20 protein-coding genes are annotated in these 25295 nt (G+C 64.6%); 12 read left to right on the plus strand and 8 right to left on the minus strand.

The features are described 5' to 3' along the window. Positions 1-6: 6 nt before the first annotated feature. Complete coding sequence (locus ERC79_RS07825; protein ID WP_131577152.1) at positions 7-186, minus strand: hypothetical protein; 180 nt, start codon at positions 184-186, stop codon at positions 7-9. 256 nt (positions 187-442) lie between these two features. On the opposite strand from ERC79_RS07825, the gene ERC79_RS07830 reads away from it, so the two are divergent. The 7 genes from ERC79_RS07830 to ERC79_RS07860 all read left to right on the plus strand — a co-directional run bounded on the left by ERC79_RS07830 (position 443) and on the right by ERC79_RS07860 (position 12342). After that, positions 443-2878, plus strand: a complete 2436-nt coding sequence (locus ERC79_RS07830; RefSeq protein ID WP_131577154.1) for a tetratricopeptide repeat protein — start codon at positions 443-445, stop codon at positions 2876-2878. Between the two features lie 554 nt (positions 2879-3432). Continuing rightward, positions 3433-4758: an MFS transporter gene (locus ERC79_RS07835; protein WP_131577156.1), complete on the plus strand. Its 1326-nt coding sequence runs from the start codon at positions 3433-3435 to the stop codon at positions 4756-4758. A gap of 85 nt (positions 4759-4843) precedes the next feature. After that, positions 4844-6100 (plus strand): amidohydrolase, encoded by a 1257-nt coding sequence (locus ERC79_RS07840; RefSeq protein WP_131577158.1) that lies wholly within the window; start codon positions 4844-4846, stop codon positions 6098-6100. Positions 6101-6462: 362 nt separating this feature from the next. Further along, positions 6463-8025, plus strand: a complete 1563-nt coding sequence (locus ERC79_RS07845) for a GMC family oxidoreductase N-terminal domain-containing protein (RefSeq protein ID WP_131577160.1) — start codon at positions 6463-6465, stop codon at positions 8023-8025. Positions 8026-8035: 10 nt separating this feature from the next. Further along, positions 8036-9454 carry an aldehyde dehydrogenase family protein gene (locus ERC79_RS07850; protein ID WP_131577162.1) on the plus strand — a complete coding sequence of 473 codons (1419 nt, stop codon included), beginning with the start codon at positions 8036-8038 and terminating at the stop codon, positions 9452-9454. Between the two features lie 239 nt (positions 9455-9693). Then, on the plus strand, positions 9694-10797 hold the full coding sequence (locus ERC79_RS07855; protein ID WP_131577164.1) for a beta-eliminating lyase-related protein: 1104 nt from the start codon (positions 9694-9696) through the stop codon (positions 10795-10797). Between the two features lie 60 nt (positions 10798-10857). After that, entirely contained in the window at positions 10858-12342 is a 1485-nt protein-coding gene (locus tag ERC79_RS07860; protein ID WP_131577166.1) for a 2-hydroxymuconic semialdehyde dehydrogenase, read from the plus strand. A gap of 260 nt (positions 12343-12602) precedes the next feature. Here ERC79_RS07860 and ERC79_RS07865 read toward each other — a convergent pair whose 3' ends face one another. The 5 genes from ERC79_RS07865 to ERC79_RS07885 form a co-directional block, all read right to left on the minus strand. Next, complete coding sequence (locus ERC79_RS07865) at positions 12603-13211, minus strand: GntR family transcriptional regulator (protein ID WP_165497053.1); 609 nt, start codon at positions 13209-13211, stop codon at positions 12603-12605. 643 nt (positions 13212-13854) lie between these two features. Beyond that, on the minus strand, positions 13855-14820 hold the full coding sequence (locus ERC79_RS07870) for a PDR/VanB family oxidoreductase (protein WP_131577170.1): 966 nt from the start codon (positions 14818-14820) through the stop codon (positions 13855-13857). Between the two features lie 487 nt (positions 14821-15307). After that, positions 15308-16600, minus strand: coding sequence for a Rieske 2Fe-2S domain-containing protein (locus tag ERC79_RS07875; RefSeq protein WP_165497054.1), 1293 nt, complete (start codon positions 16598-16600; stop codon positions 15308-15310). 623 nt (positions 16601-17223) lie between these two features. Further along, complete coding sequence (locus ERC79_RS07880; protein WP_242676772.1) at positions 17224-17994, minus strand: alpha/beta fold hydrolase; 771 nt, start codon at positions 17992-17994, stop codon at positions 17224-17226. Continuing rightward, on the minus strand, positions 17948-18328 hold the full coding sequence (locus ERC79_RS07885; protein ID WP_131577174.1) for a VOC family protein: 381 nt from the start codon (positions 18326-18328) through the stop codon (positions 17948-17950). The genes ERC79_RS07880 and ERC79_RS07885 overlap by 47 nt, the downstream gene beginning before the upstream one ends. A 133-nt stretch (positions 18329-18461) precedes the next feature. Between ERC79_RS07885 and ERC79_RS07890 the strand changes: the two genes are divergently transcribed. After that, a complete protein-coding gene (locus tag ERC79_RS07890) occupies positions 18462-19559 on the plus strand; it encodes a CaiB/BaiF CoA-transferase family protein (protein WP_131577175.1) in 1098 nt (365 codons plus the stop codon). A gap of 49 nt (positions 19560-19608) precedes the next feature. Here the strand turns inward: ERC79_RS07890 and ERC79_RS07895 are convergent, their stop codons facing one another. Continuing rightward, positions 19609-21090: a PLP-dependent aminotransferase family protein gene (locus ERC79_RS07895; RefSeq protein ID WP_131577177.1), complete on the minus strand. Its 1482-nt coding sequence runs from the start codon at positions 21088-21090 to the stop codon at positions 19609-19611. 62 nt (positions 21091-21152) lie between these two features. Here ERC79_RS07895 and ERC79_RS07900 point away from each other — a divergent pair, with 62 nt between their 5' ends. The 4 genes from ERC79_RS07900 to ERC79_RS07915 all read left to right on the plus strand — a co-directional run bounded on the left by ERC79_RS07900 (position 21153) and on the right by ERC79_RS07915 (position 24581). Further along, positions 21153-21371, plus strand: coding sequence for a hypothetical protein (locus ERC79_RS07900; protein WP_131577178.1), 219 nt, complete (start codon positions 21153-21155; stop codon positions 21369-21371). A 57-nt stretch (positions 21372-21428) separates the two neighbouring features. Further along, positions 21429-22691, plus strand: a complete 1263-nt coding sequence (locus ERC79_RS07905) for a LuxR C-terminal-related transcriptional regulator (protein WP_131577179.1) — start codon at positions 21429-21431, stop codon at positions 22689-22691. 142 nt (positions 22692-22833) lie between these two features. Then, on the plus strand, positions 22834-23922 hold the full coding sequence (locus tag ERC79_RS07910; protein ID WP_131577181.1) for an S-(hydroxymethyl)mycothiol dehydrogenase: 1089 nt from the start codon (positions 22834-22836) through the stop codon (positions 23920-23922). Next, positions 23922-24581 (plus strand): MBL fold metallo-hydrolase, encoded by a 660-nt coding sequence (locus tag ERC79_RS07915; RefSeq protein WP_131577182.1) that lies wholly within the window; start codon positions 23922-23924, stop codon positions 24579-24581. Before ERC79_RS07910 ends, ERC79_RS07915 begins: the two co-directional genes overlap by 1 nt. Before the next feature lie 41 nt (positions 24582-24622). On the opposite strand, the gene ERC79_RS07920 is transcribed toward ERC79_RS07915, so the two are convergent. Beyond that, the gene (locus ERC79_RS07920) at positions 24623-25234 is read right to left on the minus strand and encodes a hypothetical protein (protein WP_131577184.1); all 612 of its coding nucleotides are present in this window, start codon (positions 25232-25234) and stop codon (positions 24623-24625) included. Between the last annotated feature and the right edge of the window lie 61 nt (positions 25235-25295).

Consider the following 25295-nt stretch of genomic DNA (forward strand, 5'->3'; position numbering starts at 1 on the left):
ACGGCGTCAGAACCCTCCCCGACCGCACGCACGCGGCGGCGCGGCGGCGCCGTGCTCGCCGAGCAATAGGACGAGTGGATCGAAGGAAGCCGCTGCGTCGGCGTCGATGCCCTCGCCAAGGTCCGCGACGTCACCCTGGTTGCGCCCAGCGTGCGGACCGCGAACGTCGAGCTCTGTCCAACACACGCAAGGTAGACTGAAACGGCGGGGCGTGGGTAGCCGAACGCTCGCCACAGCCGCCAGTTCTCTCACGCCTTCCCAATAGAAACATGTAGCAGGCTTGGTGTGGATGCGGATCGACTCGAAGCCCATTCCCGAGGGCGACACTTGGAGTCACACGCGGGCAGCGGGGCATCGATTGCACCTGCGGACGTGCAGAGTCTGAGATGCAGAGTCTGAGATGCAGAGTCTGAGATGCAGAGTCTGAGAAAAGTGCACAACCATGGCCAAAGATGAGTCTCCGGACGCGCAGCATTCGGCCCTTCCCGACACCGTTCAGCTGAAGGTGTCCGGGTGCGGTGACGCCGTGGCGATCGACCGGGACAGGCATTCACCTACGAAGATGCCGGAACGGAACCGACGGGGAAACATGCCGTCGGAACTGACCAGCTTCGTAGGGCGTCGTGCCGAACTGGCCGATGTCAGAAAGATGATGTCGTCGTCGCGACTAGTGACGTTGATCGGCATCGGGGGTGTCGGCAAGACGCGGCTCGCGTTGCGTCTGGCGGAGAAGGCGAAACGAAGTTTCTCCGACGGTGTGTGGCTGGTCGAGCTAGGAGAGGTCCACGACCCGTCGTTGGTGAACGACGTGGTCGCCGCAACGCTCGAGGTTGGTGACCATCCGGGCCGGAGCCCACAGGAAGCCCTGACCGAATTCCTCGTGACACGCGATCTGCTGCTGGTGCTCGATGGTTGCGAGGGAGTGATCGATTCGACGGCTGAGTTGGTCGAGTCCCTGCTGCTGGCATGTCCACGGCTGACGATCTTGGCGACCAGCCGTGAGCCCCTCAACATCGGCGGCGAGGCGGTACTGCCAGTGCCTCCGCTGACCGTCCCGGACCCGGATCACCAGCCGGCCCTGCAAGCTCTTCCCCGATTCGACGCGGTGACCTTGTTCGCCGACCGCGCCGCCGCCGCGGTCCCCAGCTTCGAACTCACCGAGGAGAACCGAGTCGCGGTGGCCCGGATCTGTAACCGTCTGGACGGGTTGCCGTTGTCGATCGAGCTGGCCGCCGCCCGACTTCGAGCGATGTCGCCGCAGGAGATTCTCGGTCGTCTCACTGACCGATATGCGTTGCTGACCCGCGGTAGCCGAGTGGCCCCGGCACGACAGCAGACACTCCGGCTGTGCGTCGACTGGAGTTACGAGCTGTGTACCCCGATCGAGCAGCGAGTGTGGGCCCGACTATCGGTGTTCGCCGGCGGTTTCGAAATCGACGCGGCCGAGCATGTGTGTGCCGATCCGAATTCGTCGTTCGACCTGGTCGATGTGGTGACCTCTCTTGTGGACAAATCGATCCTGGTCCGGGTGCCGTCCCGTTCGACGCGGTATCGGATGCTCGAGACGTTGCGCGACTACGGTCGCACGAAACTCGGACAGTCGGGGGTCCTGTCGTCGGTGCGCGATAGTCACCGGAACTGGTGCCAGCACCTGGTTCTCACCGCAGAAGAGGAGTGGGTCAGCTCCCGGCAGCCGGACTGGCTAGCTCTCCTCGGGCGGGAGATCCCGAATGTGCGTGAAGCGTTGGAGTTCAGCCTGGAAACCGGGCGTGAGGCCGAGGCCGGGCTGCAAATTGCCGCGGCGATGTACTGGTTCTGGATGTCTCGGGGACTACTGGGCGAAGGCAGGCGATGGCTCGAGCGACTGCTAGCGGCGGCACCCGAGCGGGCAACTCTGGCACGGGTGAAGGCGCTCGACGCCGCCAGCATATTGGCCGGGTTCCAACGCGATCTGTCGGCTGCAAGGGCGATGGTTGAGAAGGCACACACTCTTGCCGAACAGGTTGATGATTCATCGGTCCAGACGGTCATCAACCACGCCGACGGCCTTGTCGCGTTGTTCCTCGGAGACCTACGGCATGCGTGCCTATGCTTGGAAAGGGCGAGCGGATCGACTGCAGTTCGGAACGATCCTCGACAAGTCGGTGCGCTACATATGCTCGGGGTGACCTACACGCGACTCGGAAGGACCGCCTGCGCGATCGAGTGCTATGAGCGGGTAATCGAGATCACGGAGTCCTGCGGCGAGTCAGTCTTCCGGTCGTACTCCTTGTGGGCGTTGGCAGTCGCTGTTTGGCGTCAGGGTGATTGCGCCCGAGCACTTCACCTGTTGAAACAGTCGCTTCGATTGGCACGGGATGTCGAGAACCCACGGACCGTCGCCGTGTGCCTGGAAGCGCTCGCATGGATCCATGCCGACGAGCGGGATGCGCATCGTGCTGCGGTGCTGATGGGAGCTGCCACCGAACTGGAGAAGTCAGTAGGCAGCGCGACGATCCTGCTCTTCCATCTGAACCACCATCACGACCAGTGCGTACGCGTGGCCACCCATGCACTCGGCGAAGCCGGATTCGAATCGGCCCGGCTACTGGGCGTATCGATGAGCTTCGCAGACGTCCTTGCGTACGCCCTCGACGAGTCGGCCCGGCAGCCCCCGCCCGCCACGGTCCAGACGACCCGAACTCCAGTCAGCGCAACACTGACCAGACGTGAGAACGAGATCGCCCGACTGGTCAACGAGGGCCTGACCGACAAGGCCATCGCAACGCGCCTGGTGATCTCCCCCCGCACTGTGAGCGGCCACGTCGAGCACATTCTGGCCAAACTGGGATTCACCTCTCGGGCACAGGTGGCGGCGTGGGTCGCGGACTGCCGATGACATGGGCGGCGAAGACCCTGCGGCTGGGATCGCCGACCGCCGCGGTCCAACCTGCCCACAATCGACCATTGCGTTATCAAAATTGAAGACATAAGCTGTCGCAGTACTCCAGCGTGATGTGCGCCACACTTCCCAGCGGATCGAGCTGGGCTGGATATCTGACGAGGCCGCGGAAGTCCCGATTCGGGGCCCGCCTGGACCGTGTGGCGATGCAGCGATCTGCAATTCATCGCTACCCGGGGTCCAGCAGAAGGGCAGACTCTATCGATCGGCCACAACACTCACCCAGACTCACAGACTGCGACCTGACTACCCACACCGGGCACAGAAGCCGCGTGAGTCGCAGGGCCTCACCAGAACCCGGCCTCCCGAAACCTGGAGAGTAGCCGACGTGCGCCGCACCAGATCAACTCAGCAGCCCCGGGATCACGAAAGCGATCGCCGCCGTGTGCAGAGCTCGCCGCCATGCAGAGCTCGCCGCCATTGCACTCCCGTAAGCGTGAATCAATCTCCGTACCAATGCAGTTCGCTTCCACCCGAAAGGAACGACGCACATGACCGTTGACCGAGCTGACGCTGTTCAGGCTCCACCGCCCGAAGCGGACGAGCCATCTCGCACCAACACCAAGATGGCTTGGACCATCACCGGCGCACTAGTGATCTTCATGGTTCTGAACTGGGCCGACAAGGCGGTGCTCGGCATCGCCGCACAGCCCATCAAGGAAGAACTCGGCCTAACCTCCGCGCAGTTCGGTTTGATCGGTAGTGCAGTCTTCTTTCTGTTCAGCATCAGCGGACTAGTTGTCGGATTCGTCGCCAATAGCGTGAAGACCAAGTGGGTGTTGTTCACAATCGCCGCGCTGTGGTCGGCGACGGTGATCCCGGTACTGGTCTCAGCCAGCGCGCTGACATTGCTGATCAGTCGGATCGGACTCGGAGCCGCTGAAGGACCTGCCGCGCCGGTCGCCAATGCCGCCGTTTTCGAATGGTTCCCGAAGGAAAAGCGCAGCCTTCCCTCGGCCTGCATTGCATCCGGAGCATCGATTGCCAAGATCGCCATCGCACCAGTGCTGACATTGATCGTGGTTTCCTGGGGCTGGCGTGCCGCATTCATCTCGTTGGCATTGGTGGGACTTCTCTGGTGTCTCGCTTGGGCGTTCATCGGACGCCCGGGACCGTACGCTGCGCCGCGCGGCAAGAAGGAACGGAGCGAATGTGAAGAGCAGGTCCGCGTCCCCTTCAGACGAATCGCACTCAGCCCCAGCTTCATCGGCGGCGCAATCGGTACGTTTTCGGTTTACGCCATGATCTCGGTGGTTCTCACCTGGCTCCCCTCATACTTCGAAGCCAGCCTCGGCTTCTCCCGGGTGCAGGCCGGGAGCATGTTCGGGCTCCCCAGCATTGCTGCCCTGATCACGATGGTCGGCGCCGGTTGGCTGACGGACCGAAAGCTCTCGCGCGGAGGTAACAGCCGCGTGTGGCGCGGCCTGTTTCCGGGAGGGGCCCTGATCGTCGGCGGCGGAATGCTGGCCCTACTGCCGTATTCGAGCGGGGCGTGGACTTCGGTGGCGATCCTCGTCGCGGCTTATGGGTTCATGTTGATCGTGATGCCGGTGATGAACGCAGTCGTCTCACAGATCACACCGGCCGCTCAGCAGCCTGGCGCACTGGGGACCTTCCTTGCCGTGCAATCACTTGCGGGGTTGTTCGCGCCTGCGCTGTCAGGCGTTCTGCTCGACAGGGCAGCCACATCGGCATCGGGCTACAATCAGATCTTCCAGCTCATCGGCCTGACAGTGGTCGTCGGAGGAATCATCATCGTGCTGATGGTGGATCCGGATCGCGACGCCCGAAGAGTCCTGAGGGGCCAAGCCGCCTGATGTCGCCGAACCTTCCAGGCAACCACAACTTCGCGGGCGCCGGACCTAGGCGCTACCCATCCGACCAAGCGACGTAAGGATTTCCATGTCAATTAGCAGAATGCTCGATTCGCTGCCCGGAACAATGCCGACACTCGAGGATATCTACCGCGACCTACACGCACATCCGGAGTTCGCTTACTCCGAGCACCGCACTGCGGGAATCGTCGCCGAGTCGCTGCGCAAGGCCGGTTACGAGGTCACGGAGGGTATCGGTGTGACCGGGGTGGTGGGCGTACTTCGCAACGGTGATGGGCCGACCGTGATGCTGCGCGCCGATATGGATGCACTCCCGGTGGAGGAGAAGACGGGGCTCGACTATGCGAGTACTGCGACGATGATCGACGAGACTGGCCAGGCTGTGCCGCTCATGCACGCTTGCGGGCATGACGTCCACGTCACCTGCCTGCTCGGCGCTGCGCAGCAGCTGGCGACGTCGACCGACCTCTGGTCCGGAACCCTCGTTGCGCTTTTCCAGCCGGCCGAGGAGGGCCGCGGAGGGGCGCTCCGAATGATCGAGGACGACGTCTTCGGCATTGTCGGCAACCCCGACGTGGTACTCGGTCAGCACGTGCTGCCCTACGCGGCGGGCACCGTCGGGTATCGGGCCGGCGCAATGCTGGCGGCTGCAGACAGCTTCGAAGCCCGCGTCTTCGGTCGAGGCGCGCACGGTTCGCGACCCGAAACCGGTATCGATCCAATTGTGATGGCGGCGTCGATCGTGATGAAACTGCAGACAATCGTCTCACGAGAGGTCGCCGCGAACGAACAGGTCGTACTCACCGTCGGAGCCCTGCACGCCGGTACCAAGGCCAACATCATCCCCGACCACGCCGACCTCAAACTCAGCATTCGCACGTATGACCGCGGCGTCACCGAACGTGTTGAGGCGGCGGTTCGCCGCGTCATCGAAGCCGAGTGCATCTCCGCAGGGTCGCCCAGGCCGCCAGAAATCACAGAGCTGTCCCGATTCGACGCCACAGTCAATGACCCACGTGCCACCGACCGTGTCGTCCAAGCCCTGAAGTCCGAACTCGGTGACGACCAAGTAGTGGAGATCGACCCCATCATGATCAGTGAGGACGTCGGGGAGTTCGGCAAGGCAGCTGGCGCTCCCTCGGTGTACTGGGCGCTCGGCTGCGTCGACCCGAAGACTTACGCGGAGGCACTGGCCGAGGGCAAGATCGAAGAGCAGATCCCCTCCAATCACTCCCCTCTCTTTGCTCCAGCAGTGCAGCCAACGCTGACCACTGGTGTAACAGCGCTGGTGACGGCCGCGGCTGCGTGGCTCAGCGCGGACTGAGTCCGACCTGTCGAGGCACGAGTCCGTGAACTGTATGCACCCGGTAGGACTTCGTCGGATCTGTCATGGTTGGGTGCCGGGTTGCCGCAGGCGTGACCACTTCGGCTGCACGAACAGAGCGATCGGCTCCAAGAGCACACCCGGAAATTCTGAGACCGTCGTGTATCCCCTCTGTCGCCCTGCGCACCCGACCTTCCGGCCAGTGCCTCGAGTCGCCGATCCGCCGATCCGCCGCCGATCCGGCCGGGATCACCGCCGATACAGTTGCGTTTGCAAAATTGAAGACATACCCTGACCGTGAGTATGCGTGACATGCGCCACACAGAAAATCGGTCCGATAGTTGACTGCGTTAGGAGAAGTTATGGCAGAGCACGGATGGGACCTCATCGTGGTCGGTGCCGGATCCGCAGGGACCGCCCTTGCGGCGCGGTCGGCGGCCCAAGGGAAAAGGGTGCTACTACTCGAGGCTGGATCCGACTACCGGTCGGCCGAACTGCCCGATGTGTGGCGCTCACCGAATCCCTGGCGGGCATTGAGTGATCCCATAGCCTGCGAAGCCTATGTGTGGCAGGGACTCAACGCTTCCCGTACCGACAAGCAGGATCCCGCACCGTTCTGGCGCGGCCGAGGAATGGGTGGCTGCTCGACGATCAACGGCCAGATTGCAATCCGCCCTCCGATGGAGGATTTCGACGACTGGGCTCGGACCGGCTGCAAGGGCTGGTCCCGCGAGGACGTGCTGCCGTACTTCGCGAGACTCGAGGACGACGAAATGTTCGGCGAGATGCCCTATCACGGACGGGGCGGTCCGATCCCGATCCACCGCACGCCGAAGGAGGCATGGGGTTCAGTGGACGGCGCGCTGTACCGCGCCGCGCTGGCCGCCGGCCATGGCTGGGCGGAAGACGTGAACGCACCAGGCGCAGTGGGTGTCTCGCCGTACCCAATCAACTCCCGCGACGGTCGTCGAGTGTCGACGAACGACGCGTATCTGGAGCCGGCACGCGATCTGAACACGCTCACCATCCGCGGTGACGTGTTGGTCGACCGGATTGTCTTCGACGAAGACCGTGCGGTCGGCGTGCAGGTTCTGTCCGGAGATCGTTCTGATGTGCACCACGCTGATCGAATTGCGTTGTGCGCCGGTTCCATCCACTCGCCGGCGATCCTGCTTCGATCCGGCATCGGGCCGGCCGCTCACCTGGAAGACCTCGGTATCGACGTGCGGTGCGATCTGCCAGTCGGGCGGGGATTGCAGGATCATCCTTTGAACTTCGTTCGGATCCCGCTGAACAAACAATCGATGGTGAACACGGTCGATGACCGCCACACGAACGTGTGCGTTCGCTACACCAGCGATGACCCCGCCGGGCAGTTCCTGGACATGATGTTGGTCGCAGGAAACCAGACAGTCCTCGCCATGGAGATTCCCGACCTGTCAGGAATGGGTTCCTTCGGCTTGTGGCTCGATCAGGTGTACTCGAGAGGATCTGTGACCCTGACATCTTCGAATCCCACGGTGCAACCACAGGTGCACGAACGGATGCTCTCCGACGAACGGGACTTGTCCCGAATGCGCAGCGGCATCCGCCACCTCGTCGACCTCGCATGCCACGATGAAGTCGAGCCAATCCGGCAGTATTCTGTGGATCGGCTCAACGAGCGGCTTTTCGGTGTGCTGGACAACGACGACGAGCTTGACAAGTTCTTGCTCGAGACCTCGATGGACGCACAGCACGCGACCAGCACGTGTCGCATGGGCGACCCCGCGGAGTCGACCACCGTGGTCGATTCCGACTGCCGCGTACTCGGAGTGGAAGCCTTGCACGTCGTCGATGCCTCGATCTTCCCCACTGTCCCCCGGGCCAACACCCATCTTGCTGCCGTCATGGTCGGCGAGCTCATGGCCGACCGGATCGACTAGGAGTACGCGAATGGAATTCCTTCGAAACCTCATCGCGGGCGTTTGGACCGAGTCCTGCGCCGACTCCTACTCCGACTTGGTCAACCCTGCCACGGAAGAAGTCGTTGCACGCTATCCCGCTGGAGCGTCGGAGGACGTGGACTTGGCCGTCGCGGGCGCAGCAGTGGCACAGCGCTCCTGGGCTGCACTCCCTGTCGAGAAGCGAGTGCGGGAGATTACCGAGTGGGCCCGCGCCATCGCAGATCAGGCAGACGCTCTGGCGTGGGCCGAGTACCTCGAGATGGGCCGACCACCAGAGGTGGGGCGCACGGCCATCATTCGCGCTGCCAACGCCTTTGAAACGAGCGCGGCGCAGGCTCTCACCTACGAATTCGAGTCCGTGATCGCGGACGGCGACGGCGAGACGAGGATCCTGAGAAGGCCGGTAGGGGTCGTTGCCCTCATTGCCCCTTGGAACTACCCACTCGCGGGTGTGCTCTCGACACTCGGGCCGCTCCTGGCTGCGGGGAACAGCGTCGTCATCAAACCATCGGAGAAGTCTCCACTCTCCGCAGTCCGACTCCTCGACAGATCACCGCTACCACCCGGCGTTGTCAGTCTCGTCCTCGGCGACTCCAGGGCTGGTGCCCCACTGGTCGAGCATCCGGATATCGGACTCGTGCATTTCACCGGCTCGGTGGACACCGGCCGTCGGGTCGGCGCCAGCGCTGGTGCCGCGTTGCGTCGCACGATCCTGGAGCTTGGAGGTAAGGATCCCGTCATTGTCGACTCAGATGTCGACCCGGTCACGACTGCGGCGGCGGTCGCCCGTGGCGCATTCATGAACACCGGACAGCTTTGCACCTCGATGGAACGGATCTATGTCCATTCCGACATCGCGACGCGATTCGTCGACGAGTTGGTTCAGGCAGCGGCGCAGTACAGGATCACCGAATCCTCCTCCGGTTCAACCGAACTTGGACCGTTGATCGACCAACGCCAGCGCAACCTCGTGCATGAGCACGTGATGGACGCCGTCGAGCGGGGAGCAACCGTTCTCACCGGCGGTACGGTGCCGGAAGGTCCCGGATTCTATTATCCGGCAACTGTATTGACCAATGTGGACGAGACGATGTCAGTCATGACAGAGGAAACCTTCGGCCCGGTTGCTCCAGTGAAAGTGGTTTCCACGTTCGAGGAGGCCCTCGAGTGCGCCGCGAAATCTCACTACGGCCTCGGGGCCACCGTCTACACGAACAATGCCGAGCACGCCGAGGCAGCCGCGACCCTTCCCGCAGGCCAGATCTGGATCAACCAATGGCGTGGCGGCGGCCCGAACAGCATCCACGAGCCCGCCAAGAACAGCGGCATGGGTGCGACAGGCTCCCATGCGACCTACGATGCGGCGACCCGACCTACCTCGGTATACCGGCCAACCTTGCGATCGTGATCCACCATCTGTTCCCTGACCACCCGTACCAGAGTGCAGACTACCCAAGGGAATCTCTACCGGCGCGAGGTCGATGAGCGTCTTCGACCGGCCTCCCAGATCATCGGTGACGTCACTTCGCGGGATCGAATCGGCATAACCGGTCGATTCATCTGCGGCGAACGAACGATAATTGCGTCCTCACCAACTGGCGTCCACCGACGGCGAGCACCTACAAACCAGCGATACGGATGACAACGATGCATCAGCAGAGCAATCGCGACTTCCACGACGGAGCCGATGCTGGCCGTGGCTTCCGCAGCGACAATGCGTCCGGCATCCACCCGGCTGTCCTCGCCGCAATCGCGGAGGCAAACATCGGGCATGCGCCCGCGTACGGCGCCGACCGCTGGACAGCTGACGCGCTCCGGCTACTCGCCGAGCAATTCGGCGCCGGCAGCCAGGCGTTTCTTGTTCTCAACGGTACCGGCGCCAACGTTTCAGCACTGTCCGCGATGCTTCGGCCCCACCAGGCTGTGGTGTGTTCGACCGTTGCACACCTATTCACCGACGAGTGCGGAGCACCGACGCGCTTCACAGGTAGCACGGTGCTTCCCGTACCCGCCGAGCACGGTCTGTTGACCCCCGACCGAATCGACGCCTCACTCCCCCAATCGAATCGAGGCGAGCACCAAGTCGTGCCTGCCGTCCTTTCCCTGACCAATGCCACAGAACTCGGGACCGTGTACCGGCCAGATCAGGTAGCCGACCTGGCAGAGTGGGCCCACAGTCGGGGGATGCTGGTCCACATGGACGGAGCCCGCCTCGCGAACGCCGCCGTATCCGCCAGGTCCTCGCTGACAGATGTCAGCATCGCCGCCGGCGTTGATGTGCTCACCTTCGGCGGCACGAAGAACGGACTCCTACTCGGTGAGGCAGTGGTGTTCGCGGGCACCGCAGCTGGTCTGGCAATGGCCCGCGATTTCCGCTACATCCGCAAGCAGTCCGCACAGTTGGCGTCGAAGATGCGCTTCGTGGCCGCGCAGTTCGTGGGATTGCTCAACGATGAGCTATGGCGCAGAAACGCGACAGCGGCCAACGCAGCGGCGACCTATCTGGGGCAGCAACTGTCTTCGGTCGCGGGGGTACAACTAGTCCACCCGGTCCAAGCCAACTCCGTCTTCGCCACGATGCCCCCCGCGATCGCCCTCCGACTGCGTAAGGACTTCGGGGCCAATATTTGGGAGCAATCGACCGGCGTAGTGCGGCTCGTCTGTTCCTTCGACACCTCACCAAACGATGTAGACGGACTTGTCGCAGCTGCGAGAAGCACGTCCGGCGACGATCCCACCGCATGTGACTGATGCGTTGGGATCAGTATTCGCAATAGAAGAACATCCCCTGAACGAAAGGCAGAGTCGACCGTGAACGAGCAGGAAACCAGCGAGGCCGCACACACCCAGCCCCGGCATTACATCGGCGGACAATTTTCCGACACAGGCACCTCGTTCGATGTAATTCACCCAGCTGACGGTTCCGTCGTCGGCTGCGCACCCGAAGCCGACGCAGCGACCGTCGACGCGGCTGTACAGGCGGCCCGCGCTGCCCTCCTCGGCCCTTGGGGCCAGTCCTCGGTGGAGGAGCGTTGCGCTCTGCTGCGTGCGATCGCTGACGGCATCGAGGCCAGGTTCGACGAGTTCGTAGCGGCAGAGGTGGCAGATACTGGCAAACCTGAATCTCTGGCTCGAAGCGTGGACATTCCCCGCAGCATCGAAACCTTCCGCGCCTATGCGGATCTCGCGTGGGCTCGATCCGAACGAGCCTTCACCACACCCACCCCAGACGGAGCCGGGGCACTGAACTACACAGTGCACAGGCCTCGTGGTGTCGTCGCAATCGTGGCGCCATGGAACCTGCCCCTGCTGTTGCTGAGCCTGAAGGTGGCGCCCGCGTTGGTCACCGGCAACGCCATCGTCGCCAAGCCTTCCGAACTGACGCCCACTTCAGCAACCATGCTTGCCGAGGTGATCCACGACTGTGGCCTGGTCGAGGGGGCGTTCAACGTAGTGCACGGCTTCGGGGGTGGAAGTGCGGGTGCCCATCTCACCAGCCATCCTGATATCGATGCGGTGGCCTTCACCGGAGACTCCGGCACCGGTAGAGCCATCATGGGAGCGGCCGCCGAACAGCTGACGCCGGTCTCGTTCGAACTCGGTGGGAAGAACCCCGCCCTCGTCTTCGCTGACGCCGACTTCGACGCCGCGGTAGAGGGTACGGTACGGTCCGCGTTCACCAATGCGGGGCAGATTTGCCTCTGTACCGAACGCGTATACGTCGAACGACCGATCTTCGACGATTTTGTCGCGGCACTTGCGGACCGAGCCAAGAACCTGTCCGTGGGACGCCCCTACGACGCCGACACTTGGATGGGTCCGTTGGCATCGGCCGACCATCGGAGCAAGGTGCTCGGCTATTACCGATTGGCCGAGCAGGAAGGTGCGAAGATCCACGCCGGCGGCGGTGTTCCGGTATTCGGAGACGAGCGGGACAGTGGGTTCTTCGTCGATCCGACGGTGATTACCGGTCTATCCCGAGACGCTCGTACTGTCCGAGAGGAGATCTTCGGGCCGATCTGTCACGTTGCCCCCTTCGACGACGAGGCAACGGCCGTAGAACTGGCGAACGAAAGCGCGTTCGGCCTGGCTGCAAGCCTGTGGACCAGTTCTCTGTCGCGAGCGCATCGGGTTGCTCCCCGTCTGCAGAACGGTATCGTATGGGTCAACTGCTGGAATCTGCGTGACCATCGCACACCATTCGGTGGATTGAAGGCATCAGGTATCGGCCGCGAGGGCGGCGAGTATTCTCTCGACTTCTTTTCGGAACCGGTGAATGTGTGCGTGAAACTCTGATTCTCGGGATCAGGACGAATCACTGCAACCGCAGAATCATCCAGAAATACTTGGGGTGTGCATTGTTCACGTAGCCGCCCCTCGTCGCGCGGGGCAACGGACTCTACCGGCAAGCTTCACCCCGGCGAACCCTTGCAGAAGGGGCTGCCCCTCCGCCCCGGGCGTGAATCACCGAGAATTAGCTCAGCGGTACGCCGGTCTGCAAATGGGCGATGGTCACAGAATCACGCTCTCCGGGACAGCTCGTCTTCGGTGTCGCTTCATCCAGTCTCAGCGATAGGTTCCAACTCTTGCGATGCGCCGCGCGATAGTTGGAGGCCCTGTCTGGTGGGGCGGTCCATAAGCTCGGCGAGCTGCTCACGGTCGCACGCTGCGAGCGCTACGATGATTTGTTCGAAACGCATGGTAGAGCCCTGCGGGGCGGCTACCACATCGTAGTTCCGGGAACGATAGGAAGCGGTAGCGGTCCACAGGCGCTCTATCTCGGCCACGATCAAATTGCTTGGCGAAAGCCGATAGACGTCCAAAAAGAATGCGACAACATCCTGCATGGCCAGATCCGGCCGCCCCTCCTTGACATGAGGCTCTATCAGGGAGGCCCTGTTGCGGATGGCTTCCAGCTGCTCGGGGTCGGGCCATTCCAGCGTCCGGATCGCCTCCTGTTCGAGCAGTCGGCGCATGGTGTACAGCTGGTGCATCTCGTGGATGCTGTACTTAGCCACGAAGTAACCCTGATTGAGGCTGTGCATCAGCAGCCCCGCGTTCGTCAGGATCTCGAGCGCCTCACGAACGGGCGGCCGGCTGACACCGCAGCGCTCTGCCCACACCTGCTGCCTGATCTGCTCGCCCGGCCCCAGGTCGCCGTTCAAGATTGCGGCTCTTATCATCTGCAGAACCTTGGCAGTTGTCCGGCTCCCGGGTGGGACAAAGGTCGACATAAATCGAGACTATCAGGTATAGCGCACCCACGATTAGCTGCCCGCAGGTGGTCGCCATCCCTGTTCGTGTAATTCTGCAGATCGATCGACTGTTCGGTGCAGCAGCACAAATTTGTGTGCAATGGCGGCACGATCCCCGCATGTGAGGGTGAGTCCAGCAGTTCACAGCAGCCCGGATGCAGGGTGAGATTCAGATCAACCCGACGGTGGGGTTTTTCGGCCCGCCTGCGGCAAGGGAAGGTTCCGCATGCACTCTTCGACGTGCCGCCGGGTCCGCGCCGACGTCGCAGGTACTGGATCCGGGCTCCGCGGTTCCCCCGGTGGCGCAGGAGGTCGCGATCCTCGGACACGCTCGTCGCCTGCCGCAGAGGAAGGCAGCCGATCCCAATCGCGGTACGCTCCCTCGGCGAGGATGCCGTCTGACAGAATCACACCCTCGGTCCCGGGATCAGCTTGGTTCACAATCGAATCCGAGACTCGTCATTCAACCGACACGTACACGCGCCGGGGCCCACAGAAGCTCGAGCCTCATTCGATGTTTCACGAGCCGTCCGGCAACTCGCCCTGGAGAAGTTCAGAGATCGAGGACGAGCCGATCCGTCAACGAGCGTGAGACGCAGACGATCATGCTCGAGTTCTCCTCCCGGTCGTCGGGGCTCAGCACATCGTCCCGGTGGTCAGGAAGGCCTGCCAGAACGCCGGTCTCACAGGACCCGCAGAATCCCTGCTGACAGGACGATTCGACTTCAATTCCGGAACGACTGAGCGCGGTGATGATGGATTCGTTCGCGTCGACTCGGATCGTGCGACCGGACCGTGCGCATTCGACCTCGAAGGTACCCGCGGAGTTCGACGCCGTTTCGTCGGCGCTGGTATTCGCTTTCGTGAACCGTTCGAACCGGACTGTATCGTCCGGCCAGGACTTGCCGTGAGACCGCACCGCATCGATCAGAGAGGACGGTCCACAACAGTAGATCCGTTGTCCACCAGCGTATTCACCGACTATCGTGTCCAGCGGTAGCGGCCCGCACTCGTCCAGGGGGTAGATGTGGACCCGCTGACTCTTTGGCAATTCCTCCAGAAATGCCATGGATTCGCGGGTGCGGCCTCCGTACCAGAGAGTCCAATCGAGACCACGATCACGACAGGTAGCGATCATCGGCAGTAGCGGCGTGATACCGATCCCACCAGCGATGAAGATGATGCTGCCCGGCGATCCCGGCGACGGTGTGAAGGCAAACAGGTTGCGGGGTGGTGACACCGTGACTTGGGTACCTGCCTGCAAAACATCATGCACCCAAGTGGACACGCCGTCAGGGGCGTCATTGCGGAGAACGCCGAGTCGCCACTGTTTGGCGGTAGGTTCACCGCAGAGTGAGTACTGGCGTCGAAGTCCGTCGTCTCGGACCAGGTCGATGTGGGCGCCCGGCTGCCACGACGGCAATGGCCTACCGTCGGGGTCGGACAACCAGAGCGAGACCACACCGTCGCTCACAACCTTCTTCCGCTCCACGATCACGGAAAGATCAGCCTTCTTCATTTCGGACTCCTTCGGTATTGCGGACAGGAGCGCGCCGAGACAGACCTCGTGCTGAGGGACGGGGTCCCCTCGATCAACATCAAGGCGATGCGGGCCTACACCCCGCACAGTGAGACTTCTTGACTGTGCGGGGAAAGCGGCATCCGATCGCTACTCGGCGACTCCGGAAGCAAACCGCCCCAGCGCGAGGCGTTGACCACGGTGCGTGGCCGACGCCTCGCGCTCGCGTCTATCCAGACGAGACATCAAACGGGGAGTGCGGGGCGGGGTATGGGGATCGGTGTGTTGGATCGATGCAGCCGAGCCAGGCAATCCTCACGTGCTTGCTCAACGTGCTCCAGGGCCTCGAGAATGTTGGCGGCTGTGGCGACGCAGTTCGGCAACTCGTCATAGGACAGCCGGCACTGCCAGATCCCGTCCGGCCCCGGTACTGTGGCGACCGTCAGAACATAAGGAATGTCCAAATACCACTGTGCGCCGGACATTTTCAAGCCCCTCGTGCTCGGGTCGGGTCCAGTTCGCTGTGGGTGGAGCCAGCGGCGCGCAATTGCTCTGTGGCCTCCATCCAGTCGGCGGCTGCGGGCAGGACCACGCCTCCGGAGCGCTGGCGGTACGCGTCCGGCGATTCCAGACCTGGAGGCACAGTGGTCGCGTCATTCGCGAGAGCGCGCACGGCCCGCAGCAGCCGACGCCGGACGCGAATGATCATGACGTCAGAGCTTCCGAGGTGCTCAGCCGAGCGGTCGACGATCTCACCCATACTCTCGGTGATCGCCTGATCTTCAACTGTCACTCCGGTAATCCCCGTAAAGCTCTCGTTGCTCAACTGCAGCTCGCGGTCCAGGAAGTAATCGTTCTCGCGATTCGGGGCCAGTCGGAATCGGCCGTGCCAGTCGGGCGAATTCGGGAGTGTCCGGCGGGCATCTTGCTCCCGCTCGGTCAGCCCGATCCGCTGACTGGCAGGCGCCTCGAATCGGACCCCTGTGGGCTCACTGTGAAAGGCCATCGTATGGGTGTCGTCCATCGGTACCCAGGCACGCAAGCCACACTTCGTGCCTAGGACACCAGTCGGAATCATGGTGAAGAAGGGAAAGAGGAAGTGCGCGAACCGCCAGTACAGCTCCGCTTCGGTACCTGCCTGACGGTACGCTCCGTAAGTTGCACCGAATTCGGTATCGAGGACCTTGTAGCGTGGGGCTCGGTCTTCGATTGCATAGCGCAGAAAACTGTCCTCGGGAGCGTCTTCCGCTGCCGCGTGTCCTACGTGCAGGAACCCGAAGTGGCTGGTGTCGATGTCGCCTTCGAGTGCCTGTAACCAGTTGCATTCACGCTGGAATGCCCAGGACAGCTGGGACTCAGCAGGCTCATCGAACCACTCGAACGCCGGCATCGGCGGAGGATCTGCGCGCGGACCAAGGTACGCCCATACCAGCCCACCGGCTTCACGGCATGGGTATGAACGGGCCCGGACCTGATCGTTGAATGTGCTCTCGGCCGGCTCATTCGGCATATCGACGCATCGCCCGTCCGGCCCGAACTTCCAGCCGTGGTACACACATCGCAACCCGTCTCCGCCTACCCCGCCGGATTCGTTGCGGCCGAAGAACAAGGACGCACCTCGATGTGGGCAGTTGTGCGGCATCAACACCGGTTCGCCTGCGGCGGTCCGGTAGCCGACGAGCTTTTCACTGAGAAGCAGCACCCGCACCGGCGCGCCCCCAGCGACAAGCTCGGAGGACAGCGCGGCTGGTACCCAGTACTGCCGCATGAAAGTCCCCATCGGGGTTCCTGGGCCTACGCGGCACAAAGTTTCGTTGTCGGCGGTCTTGAGCATCTCGCACTCCTAGGGTTCTGGTGGGTTGATCTAGCAGGTTCGAAAGTCAACGAGATGTTGCGAACGATGCTGCTGGCCTGTTGTTGTCCCGTCGGTGTATCGAGAACCACCTCGCGACGGCAAGACAGGAGCGATGCAGCAGGCTGCAACAGTTGGGAACATTCGGTCCACAGGCTGTGGCCGTGGCGACATCATGAAAATGCCGACGATCCGGAATCGCGACGAAAAGCTTTCCAACTCAGTCATATTCGGCCCATAGGTGAGAAATCGCCGAGGGAAGAACCCGACCGCTGTCGCACCTCACCGGCGAACTCAGGCAAAGGGGTTGGACCCCACAGGGTTGTGGGCGTCTCCCGTGAAAGCTCGCGCTTGGCATATTTGCCACCCTTCAAAATTGTCTTCAATCATGAAGGCACTACGCGCGTTGTGTCAAGGGAGTCGGGCGCGATCGCGACCTGACATGTTCGACGATCCAGTTGTTGCCCTCGTTGCGGGCGCCGGCCACCACTGTCGGCGCCCCGCCCACGCCCACGGCGCCGAGAACTACCCGGTCAACGATCCGACAGGCGTCACTGGCCGAATGTGTCCGCACAGGCCAGGAACCCGAGCACGGCCGCGTTGAACGCAGCTGGGCGTTCCTCGGCGCACGCGTGTCCGGCGTCGGGAACGATCGTCAGCTCGGCGCCGGGAATGGACCGCGCGATCAACTCGGTGTGACTGCGCGGAATCGCGTCGCCCTCCCCCACGATCACCAGCGTCGGTACCGCGATCGACCCGAGATCCGACGCGGCGATGTGCGGGTGCCGGACCATCAGCTCGAGCAATTCCCGCTGCCGTCGCACCCGAGCCGACAGCGGTGCGACGACACCACCGGCGATCCATGCGAGAGTGGCTGGGACGCGAAACTTCGCGCCCAGCCCGTGCGGATCGAGGTTGGCGCCGTTGATGATCAGTGACCGCACCCGTTCGGGTTCGCGCAGCGCCAGGGTGAGTGCGGTGTTTCCACCGTCGCTGTAGCCGAGGATGTGTGCGCTGTCGATACCGAGCGCGTCGAGGACGGCGACGACGTCGTCGGACAGCCTCGCGAAGTCGAGCACGCCATCGCCGCGGGTCGATTCGCCGTGTGCGCGGGTGTCGAGCGCGACCACCCGGTAGCGCTCGGAGAAGACGGGCATCTGTGCGCCGAAGTACCCGAGGCTCTCACTGTTGCCGTGCAGCAGCACCAACGGCTCACCGGCACCGCACACCTCGTAGTGCAGGCGCGCGCCACCCGCATCGACGAACCCCACCGACTCAGCTCGCTGGCTGGTGAACCGACAGGACGTTGCCGTGCGGGTCACGGAACCATGCGACACGGGTGCCGTCCGGCGCCGTCCACGCGTCGTACTCGTCCTGATCCATGCCCTGATAGCGGAGGAACTCGACACCCTTGCCCCGCAACTCGTTCACCGTCGCCGCCAGGTCCTTCGTGCGCCAGCCCAGCACGGTGTAGCCGGTGTCCGCCTTCGACTGCACCAGGGTGATCCGGAGTTCTGTGCCGCCACCGCCTTCGACAACCAGCGCGAACGGCGTCCGCTCGGTGACGGTCATACCCAGCGTGTCGACATAGAACATCGACGACACGTCCAGGTCGGTGCTGGCCAGAAATGCGACGAGCTCTCCAGGGAACGCCATGCCATCCACTGTGCGCCCAGGCCTAGGCACGTGGCAAGAGTGGGTCGCGCCCGTGGCCCGGGACACAGCATGCCGCCCTCAGGGGTTAACGTCACTTCATTGCAGGTCCAACCATCGAGGAATGAGGTAAGACGTGACTGCAGGTGCCGAACGCAAGGGCCCGCTCGCCGGGATCCGCGTCGTCGAACTGTCCGGGCTCGGTCCGGGCCCGCACGCCGCGCTGTTGCTCGCCGATCTGGGCGCGGATGTCGTGTGCATCCAGCGTGCCGGGCAGCTGCCTGCCGAGGGGAAGCGTGCGAGCCAGATCCAGCGCAACCGCAAGGTCGTCGAGGCCAATCTCAAGGATCCGGCCGACATCGAGAAGGTCCTCGGACTGCTCGAGCGCGCAGACGTCCTGATCGAGGGTTTCCGTCCGGGTGTCACCGAGCGCATGGGCTTGGGCCCCGATGTGGCACTCGCCCGCAATCCGCGCCTGGTCTACGGCCGCATGACCGGGTGGGGCCAGGAGGGCCCGCTCGCGCACTCCGCCGGCCACGACCTCAACTACATCTCCCTCACGGGCGTGCTGCACGCGATCGGCCGCAAGGGCGAACGCCCGGTGCCGCCGCTGAACATGGTGGGCGACTTCGGCGGCGGCTCGATGTTCCTGGTGTTCGGCATCCTCGCCGCGCTCGTCGAGCGGCAGACGTCCGGTCAGGGACAGGTGATCGACGCCGCGATGGTCGACGGCACCCTCGCGCTGTCGCACATGATGTGGAGCTTCCGGGGATCGGGCATGTGGAGCGACGAGCGCGGCGTGAACATGCTCGACGGCGGCGCCCCGTACTACGACACCTACGAGACGTCCGACGGCAAGTACATGGCGGTAGGCGCGATCGAGCCCCAGTTCTATGCCGAGCTGTTGAAGCGCCTCGAGCTCGACCCCGCGGAACTGCCGGGCCAGCACGACGCCGCCCGCTGGACCGAGTTGCGTGAGATCTTCACCGACCGCTTCCTGTCGAAGTCGCGCGACGAGTGGACCAAGATCTTCGACGGCACCGATGCGTGCACCACCCCGGTGCTCACGTTCGCCGAGGCGCCCAGCGATCCGCACATCGCCGCGCGCGGCTCGCTGATCGAGGTCGACGGTGTCACCCAGCACTACCCGGCGCCGCGCTTCTCCCGCACACCCACCCGCGCGCCGCTGCCACCGGCCCGCACCGCGACGGACATCGACACGTTGTGGCAGTAGCCCGTGCGTGGTTGGGGAGTCCCCAGCCACCCCAACCACGCACGGGCCCCTACACCACCAACGCTGGCTCAGCGGGCTCACGCGCGACGCCGAGCCCGTCGTAGGCTGCGGCGACGCCGGCGACGGCGCGCCGCAGTTCGTCGACCGGGCGCGCATACGGCAGCCGAACGAACCGTTCGAAGGCGCCCTCGACTCCGAACCGAGTGCCGGAGGCGAGGACGACACCGTGACTGGGCGCCGTCGCGGCAAGCGCCGTCGACACCGGCGCCGGCATCCGCAACCACAACGACATCCCGCCGGTGCCAACCGTGGGCACCCAGTCCGGCAGCCGGACCGACAGTTCGTCGAGCAGCGCCGCGCGCTGCGTGCGGAGTAATTCTCGGCGGACCTCGATCGGGGCATCCCCACGCTCGAGCAGATGCAGCGCGGCCAACTGGTCCATCACGGGAGTGCCGAGATCCAGCGCGGACCGCGAGCCGACGAGCCGGGTGATCAGCTCCGGGTTCGCGCGGATCCAGCCCACCCGCAGACCACCCCAGTGCGACTTGGAAATCGAGCCGACTGTGACCACATCGGCATCCGCGGATCCTGGCGCGAACGCCGCCACCGGAGGTGGCGGAGGCGCATCGAGCCACACGTCGACCATCGTCTCATCGACGACGAGTGTCATTCGGGTGTCACGGGCGATCCGAGCGAGCTCCGCCCGCCCCTGCTCGTCGAGGCACAGCCCTGTCGGGTTGTGGAAATCCGGTAGGAGGTACGCCATCCGTGCAGCGGTCTGCCTTGCTGCACTGCGTATTCCGTCGAGATCCCAGGCGCGGGACGCACCGCCCTCGGGTCGAACCGGGACCGGAACGGGGCGGGCACCGACCCGCCGAAGTGCTTCCAGCGCATTGGGATAGGTTGGATGATCGACAATCACCCGCTCGCCCGGCGCAGTGAGAACACCGAGCAGTAGCCGGACTGCGTGCTGAGCTCCGGAGGTGATCATGATTTGCGATGTGTCGGTCTCGAGCCCTCGCGCCCGGTAGCGTGCCGCAACAGCCTCCCGTAGCACTGTGATACCCACCGGCTCCATGCCGTGTGTGTCCAGGAAGGGCGGAAGCGACTGCAGCGCAGCACTGTACGCCTCACTGATCTCTTCCGCCGGCGCCACCATCGCGGCATAGCTGAGATCTACCCCCGCACCGTCGGACACTGGCAGATGCACATGGACCCGCCGCCGGTTCGAGTCGACGGCCGGCGGTAGCGTCACCGTGCTCCGCGAGCCCTGCCGGCTCACCAGGTAACCCTCGTCACGGAGCACCGAGTAGGCCGTCGTCACCGTCGTGCGACTGACATTGAGCTCCGACGCAAACTCGCGCTCACTCGGCAGGGCCGTTCCCAGCGGCACACGACCGTCGTGCACGAGGAGCCGGATGCCGTCCGCGAGCGCACGGTATGCCGGACGCGTCGAGCGGCGTCCGGACTCGTCCTGCCAGGCGCCGAGGTCGCGCGCCACCGCCCGCGCGCCGAGTGCATGCATCATCATGCGGTCCAGTATTCGCAAACTGGCCGTTCATTTCAATGCCACCTCCGCTGAGAATGGCCATCATGAGCACTCTGATCACCCTGGCCTGCATCGCCGGACTGGCTGCATTCGTCTACCGCTACGCTCCCAAAGGAGATCGATGGGGACCCTTTCGGCTCGAACAGTTCCGCCCTGCAGCACCTTTGGCCGGGATCTTGAACGAGTACCCGAAGCAGAGCGGGCCACCCGAACCCGATCGGGATCCCGGCGGAGTCCGGGCCAGCATGCCGAAACTGGACTGATTGGAGAGGCATGCACCGCCACGACCCGCCGCTTCCTGGTGCCGATATCGTGGCGGCGTGAACGACACCGCACCCGACGAGCTGCTGGACGGCCTGCGTGACGTTCTCGTCGGCCGGCTCTCCGACATCGGCCGACGATTCTCGGCCTTGCTGGCCGGCACCGTTCCGCACTCGGCGCTGGTCATCTTCACCCGCGAGTGCACCGGACGCCCCCGCAAGACGGCGGGCGATCCCGACATCGTCGATCGGGTGACGATCGCCGAGTTAGACTCTCTCCGAGCAGGTCTCGATCACGGCCGGATCTTCCGCGGCCAGGCCACGATCGCGGGGCGGCCCCGCGAGGTCTATGCGATCCTCGACCGCACCGACACACTCCTGGTGATCGTTCCGACCGGCGCGCTGTCGCGGACTCTGCCGCTGGAGACCGCGCGGTCGATGTTCGGGATCGTCGCCACCGGCATCCAGTTGCAGGTGCAGGGCGCGAGCCCCGCCTACCTCGCCGAGTCGCGCGCTGCATCCGCCGAGAGGGCACGCACCATCGCCGAACTGACCGAGGTACACGCCACCACGCTCGAAACGCTGCTGTCGACGCTGCGGTCCGCCGACCTCGACGACGGCCGGGCCCGAGACGCGGCCAGGGAAACGGCGTCGGCGGCGCTGATCGGGCTGCGGACCGCCGTCGACACGCACCGCGAGTTCGCGGAGGAATCCGTCGTCACCGCCTTCGCGAGGCTGCGGGGCGAACTTCGTGGACTGCTGCGTCACCGCGACATCGCACTCGACCTCGTGGAACCCGCCGTCGCCGGACGCGCCGTGCCCGGCGAGTTGGCCCACGCTGCGCGGGCCGTCGTCCGCGGGGCGGTGCTGGCACTGTCCGCGCAGCCCGAGGTCACCCGTATCCGCATCGCGTGGCTGTGTTCCGAATCCGATCTGGTGGTCGATATCCGTGACGACGGCCGCGGCCTCGCCGACTCGGCCGACCTCGACCGGCAACTCCGTCCCCGCGTGGAGTCGCTGGGTGGGGCCGTCGAGATCGAGTCGACGGCGGGCTGGGGTTCGCGGGTCCTTGCGACCCTGCCGCTGCATGCACCGACCGCACCGACGACCCACCACGCCCTGACCGACCTCGGCCCACGGGAACTCGAGGTGCTCGGGCACCTGGTCGCCGGTCGCCGCAACCGCGCCATCGCCGAACGCCTCGGCGTGAGCGAGAGCACCGTGAAGTTCCATGTCGCAGGGGTGCTTCGCAAGCTCGACGTCGCTACCCGTGCGGAGGCCGCGGCGCTGGGCAGCGAGGCCGGAATCCGCCCCACCCTCTGATCACCCTGACCGTTCGGCCAGGCCCACCCCTCCACTCGGCCAGTCCCCGCGCCGCCCACTCCTGACTAGCCTCGTAGTGGGATGCGCACCTGACGATATGTGCGCCCGTGCGTTCACGTCGACCGAATGGAGTGGAGAAATCATGCCGCAGCAGGTACGGGGCGTCATCGCCCGCTCGAAGGATGCGCCCGTCGAACTGGTGAACATCACGATCCCCGATCCCGGGCCGGGCGAGGTCGTCGTCGCGATCGCGGCGTGCGGGGTCTGCCACACCGACCTCACCTACCGCGACGGCGGCATCAACGACGAGTTCCCGTTTCTCCTCGGACACGAGGCCGCGGGCATCGTCGAGGCCCTCGGCGAGGGTGTCGACACCGTCGAGGTGGGTGACTTCGTAGTCCTCAACTGGCGTGCGGTGTGCGGCAAGTGTCGCGCGTGCAAGCGCGGTCGCCCGCAGTACTGCTTCGACACCCACAACGCCAAGCAGAAGATGACCCTCGAGGACGGCACCGAACTGACCCCGGCCCTGGGCATCGGCGCGTTCGCCGACAAGACCCTCGTCCACGCCGGACAGTGCACCAAGGTCGATCCCACCGCCGACCCGGCCGTCGTCGGCCTGCTCGGCTGCGGCGTCATGGCCGGCATGGGCGCCGCGATGAACACCGGCAACGTCAGTCGCGGCGACTCGGTGGCGGTCATCGGCTGCGGCGGTGTCGGCGACGCCGCCATCATGGGCTCGCGCCTGGCCGGCGCCAACAAGATCATCGCGATCGACCGGGATCCCAAGAAGCTCGAGTGGGCCGTCGAACTGGGCGCCACCCACACCATCGACGCGTCCAAGGTCGAGGACGTCGTCGAGGCGATCCAGGACCTCACCGACGGCTTCGGCACCGATGTCGTGGTCGACGCCGTCGGCCGCCCCGAGACGTGGAAGCAGGCGTTCTACGCCCGCGACCTGGCCGGCACCGTCGTCCTCGTCGGCGTCCCCACCCCGGACATGACACTCGAGATGCCGCTGGTGGACTTCTTCTCGCGTGGCGGCTCGCTCAAGTCGTCGTGGTACGGCGACTGCCTGCCCGAGCGCGACTTCCCGATGCTCGTCGACCTGTACCAGCAGGGCCGTCTGCCGCTCGAGAAGTTCGTGACCGAGCGGATCAAACTCGAGGACGTGGAGCAGGCGTTCGAGACGATGCACCGCGGAGAGGTGCTGCGCTCGGTGGTGGTCCTGTAATGGCAAGCGAAGCGACGGGGAATCGACACAGCGGAAAGCTCAGGGTCGACCGGGTCGTCACGTCGGGCACGTTCGAACTCGACGGCGGCGCCTGGGACGTCGACAACAACATCTGGCTCGTCGGTGACGACGACGAAGTGCTGGTCATCGACGCCGCGCACACCGCGCAGCCGATCATCGACGCCGTCGGCGGCCGCAAGGTGGTCGGCATCGTGTGCACGCACGGGCACAACGACCACGTCACGGTCGCACCGGAACTGTCCGAGAAGCTCGATGCCCCGATCTACCTGAACCCGGCCGACGACGTCCTGTGGCAGATGACCCATCCGGGAGTGCGGCACCTGGCGCTCGAGGACGGTCAGCGGATCGCGGTGGCGGGCACCGAGATCCAGGCCATCCACACTCCGGGCCACTCCCCCGGTTCGACGTGCCTGTACCTGCCGGAGGCCGGTGAGCTGTTCTCCGGCGACACTCTGTTCTCCGGCGGTCCGGGCGCCACCGGACGCTCGTTCTCGGACTTCCCGACCATCATCGGGTCGATCCGCGACAAGCTGTTCGCGCTGCCGGCGGAGACCCGCGTCCACACCGGCCATGGTGACGACACGGCCGTGGGCACCGAGGCTCCGCACCTCGAGGAGTGGATCGCGCGGGGTAGTTGACCCCACCTTCTTCGGCCAGGGAGGCCGACGGGCGGCGGGAGTCAGCGCACCGACGCGAAGACTCCTCGCCCACCGTCCCATTCACCGGACAAGACGGGTCCGTCCGGTTCGACCTCGACCGGACGGTGATGCACCACGACAGTGATCCCACCGGCACTGATCACAGTGTCGGTACCATCCGCGACCGCACGGACATCACCGACCGTGGGCGCCTCGACACCGGTCACGCCACTGCCCGAGGCGTAAGCGGTGTTGTCGATCAGCCTCGGCTCGGCGCCGTCGATATGGACGTACTGCTCGGCCTCACGGCCGCCCCCGTAGATCGTCGCAAGCAGTTGCTGCACGTAGACGGGGTCGGTCGTGGCGTCGTAGACGTAGCGGTGTCCGAGCACCGAGTGCTCCATCTCGCCCGCCAACCGTGCGCCCGCGAGCGGTGCCGATCGGTAGGTCAGCGGCACTTGGTAGATCGCACCGTCGGTGTCGCGCACCAGGTGGGCCTCGATACCGACTTCACCGGCGGGATCGTCGAACCGGTACGCGCCGACCGGCGTGAGCGTGGGCGTTCCGCCCGGATAGTAGGGCGCCGACGGCATCCAGGCCGAGATCAGTTCGGGCTTGGTGGGCGAGAGCTGGGCGGCATACAGAAGGGCCATGTCGCCGATCGTAATCGCCGCCCCCCTCCGGAATGGTCCATTCGTCCGCGCAGCGCGGCCC

The sequence above is a fragment of the Rhodococcus sp. ABRD24 genome (assembly GCF_004328705.1).
Lineage (GTDB): Bacteria > Actinomycetota > Actinomycetes > Mycobacteriales > Mycobacteriaceae > Prescottella.

Excerpts from the sequence above, each read along its gene's own strand:
- ERC79_RS07895 (WP_131577177.1), bottom strand. The coding sequence starts at position 21,090 with ATGATGATGCATGCACTCGGCGCGCGGGCGGTGGCGCGCGACCTCGGC.
- ERC79_RS07835 (WP_131577156.1), top strand. The coding sequence starts at position 3,433 with ATGACCGTTGACCGAGCTGACGCTGTTCAGGCTCCACCGCCCGAAGCG.
- ERC79_RS07855 (WP_131577164.1), top strand. The coding sequence starts at position 9,694 with ATGCATCAGCAGAGCAATCGCGACTTCCACGACGGAGCCGATGCTGGC.
- ERC79_RS07900 (WP_131577178.1), top strand. The coding sequence starts at position 21,153 with ATGAGCACTCTGATCACCCTGGCCTGCATCGCCGGACTGGCTGCATTC.
- ERC79_RS07885 (WP_131577174.1), bottom strand. The coding sequence starts at position 18,328 with ATGGCGTTCCCTGGAGAGCTCGTCGCATTTCTGGCCAGCACCGACCTG.
- ERC79_RS07840 (WP_131577158.1), top strand. The coding sequence starts at position 4,844 with ATGTCAATTAGCAGAATGCTCGATTCGCTGCCCGGAACAATGCCGACA.
- ERC79_RS07920 (WP_131577184.1), bottom strand. The coding sequence starts at position 25,234 with ATGGCCCTTCTGTATGCCGCCCAGCTCTCGCCCACCAAGCCCGAACTG.
- ERC79_RS07910 (WP_131577181.1), top strand. The coding sequence starts at position 22,834 with ATGCCGCAGCAGGTACGGGGCGTCATCGCCCGCTCGAAGGATGCGCCC.
- ERC79_RS07845 (WP_131577160.1), top strand. The coding sequence starts at position 6,463 with ATGGCAGAGCACGGATGGGACCTCATCGTGGTCGGTGCCGGATCCGCA.
- ERC79_RS07830 (WP_131577154.1), top strand. The coding sequence starts at position 443 with ATGGCCAAAGATGAGTCTCCGGACGCGCAGCATTCGGCCCTTCCCGAC.
- ERC79_RS07875 (WP_165497054.1), bottom strand. The coding sequence starts at position 16,600 with ATGGGGACTTTCATGCGGCAGTACTGGGTACCAGCCGCGCTGTCCTCC.
- ERC79_RS07850 (WP_131577162.1), top strand. The coding sequence starts at position 8,036 with ATGGAATTCCTTCGAAACCTCATCGCGGGCGTTTGGACCGAGTCCTGC.
- ERC79_RS07870 (WP_131577170.1), bottom strand. The coding sequence starts at position 14,820 with ATGAAGAAGGCTGATCTTTCCGTGATCGTGGAGCGGAAGAAGGTTGTG.
- ERC79_RS07915 (WP_131577182.1), top strand. The coding sequence starts at position 23,922 with ATGGCAAGCGAAGCGACGGGGAATCGACACAGCGGAAAGCTCAGGGTC.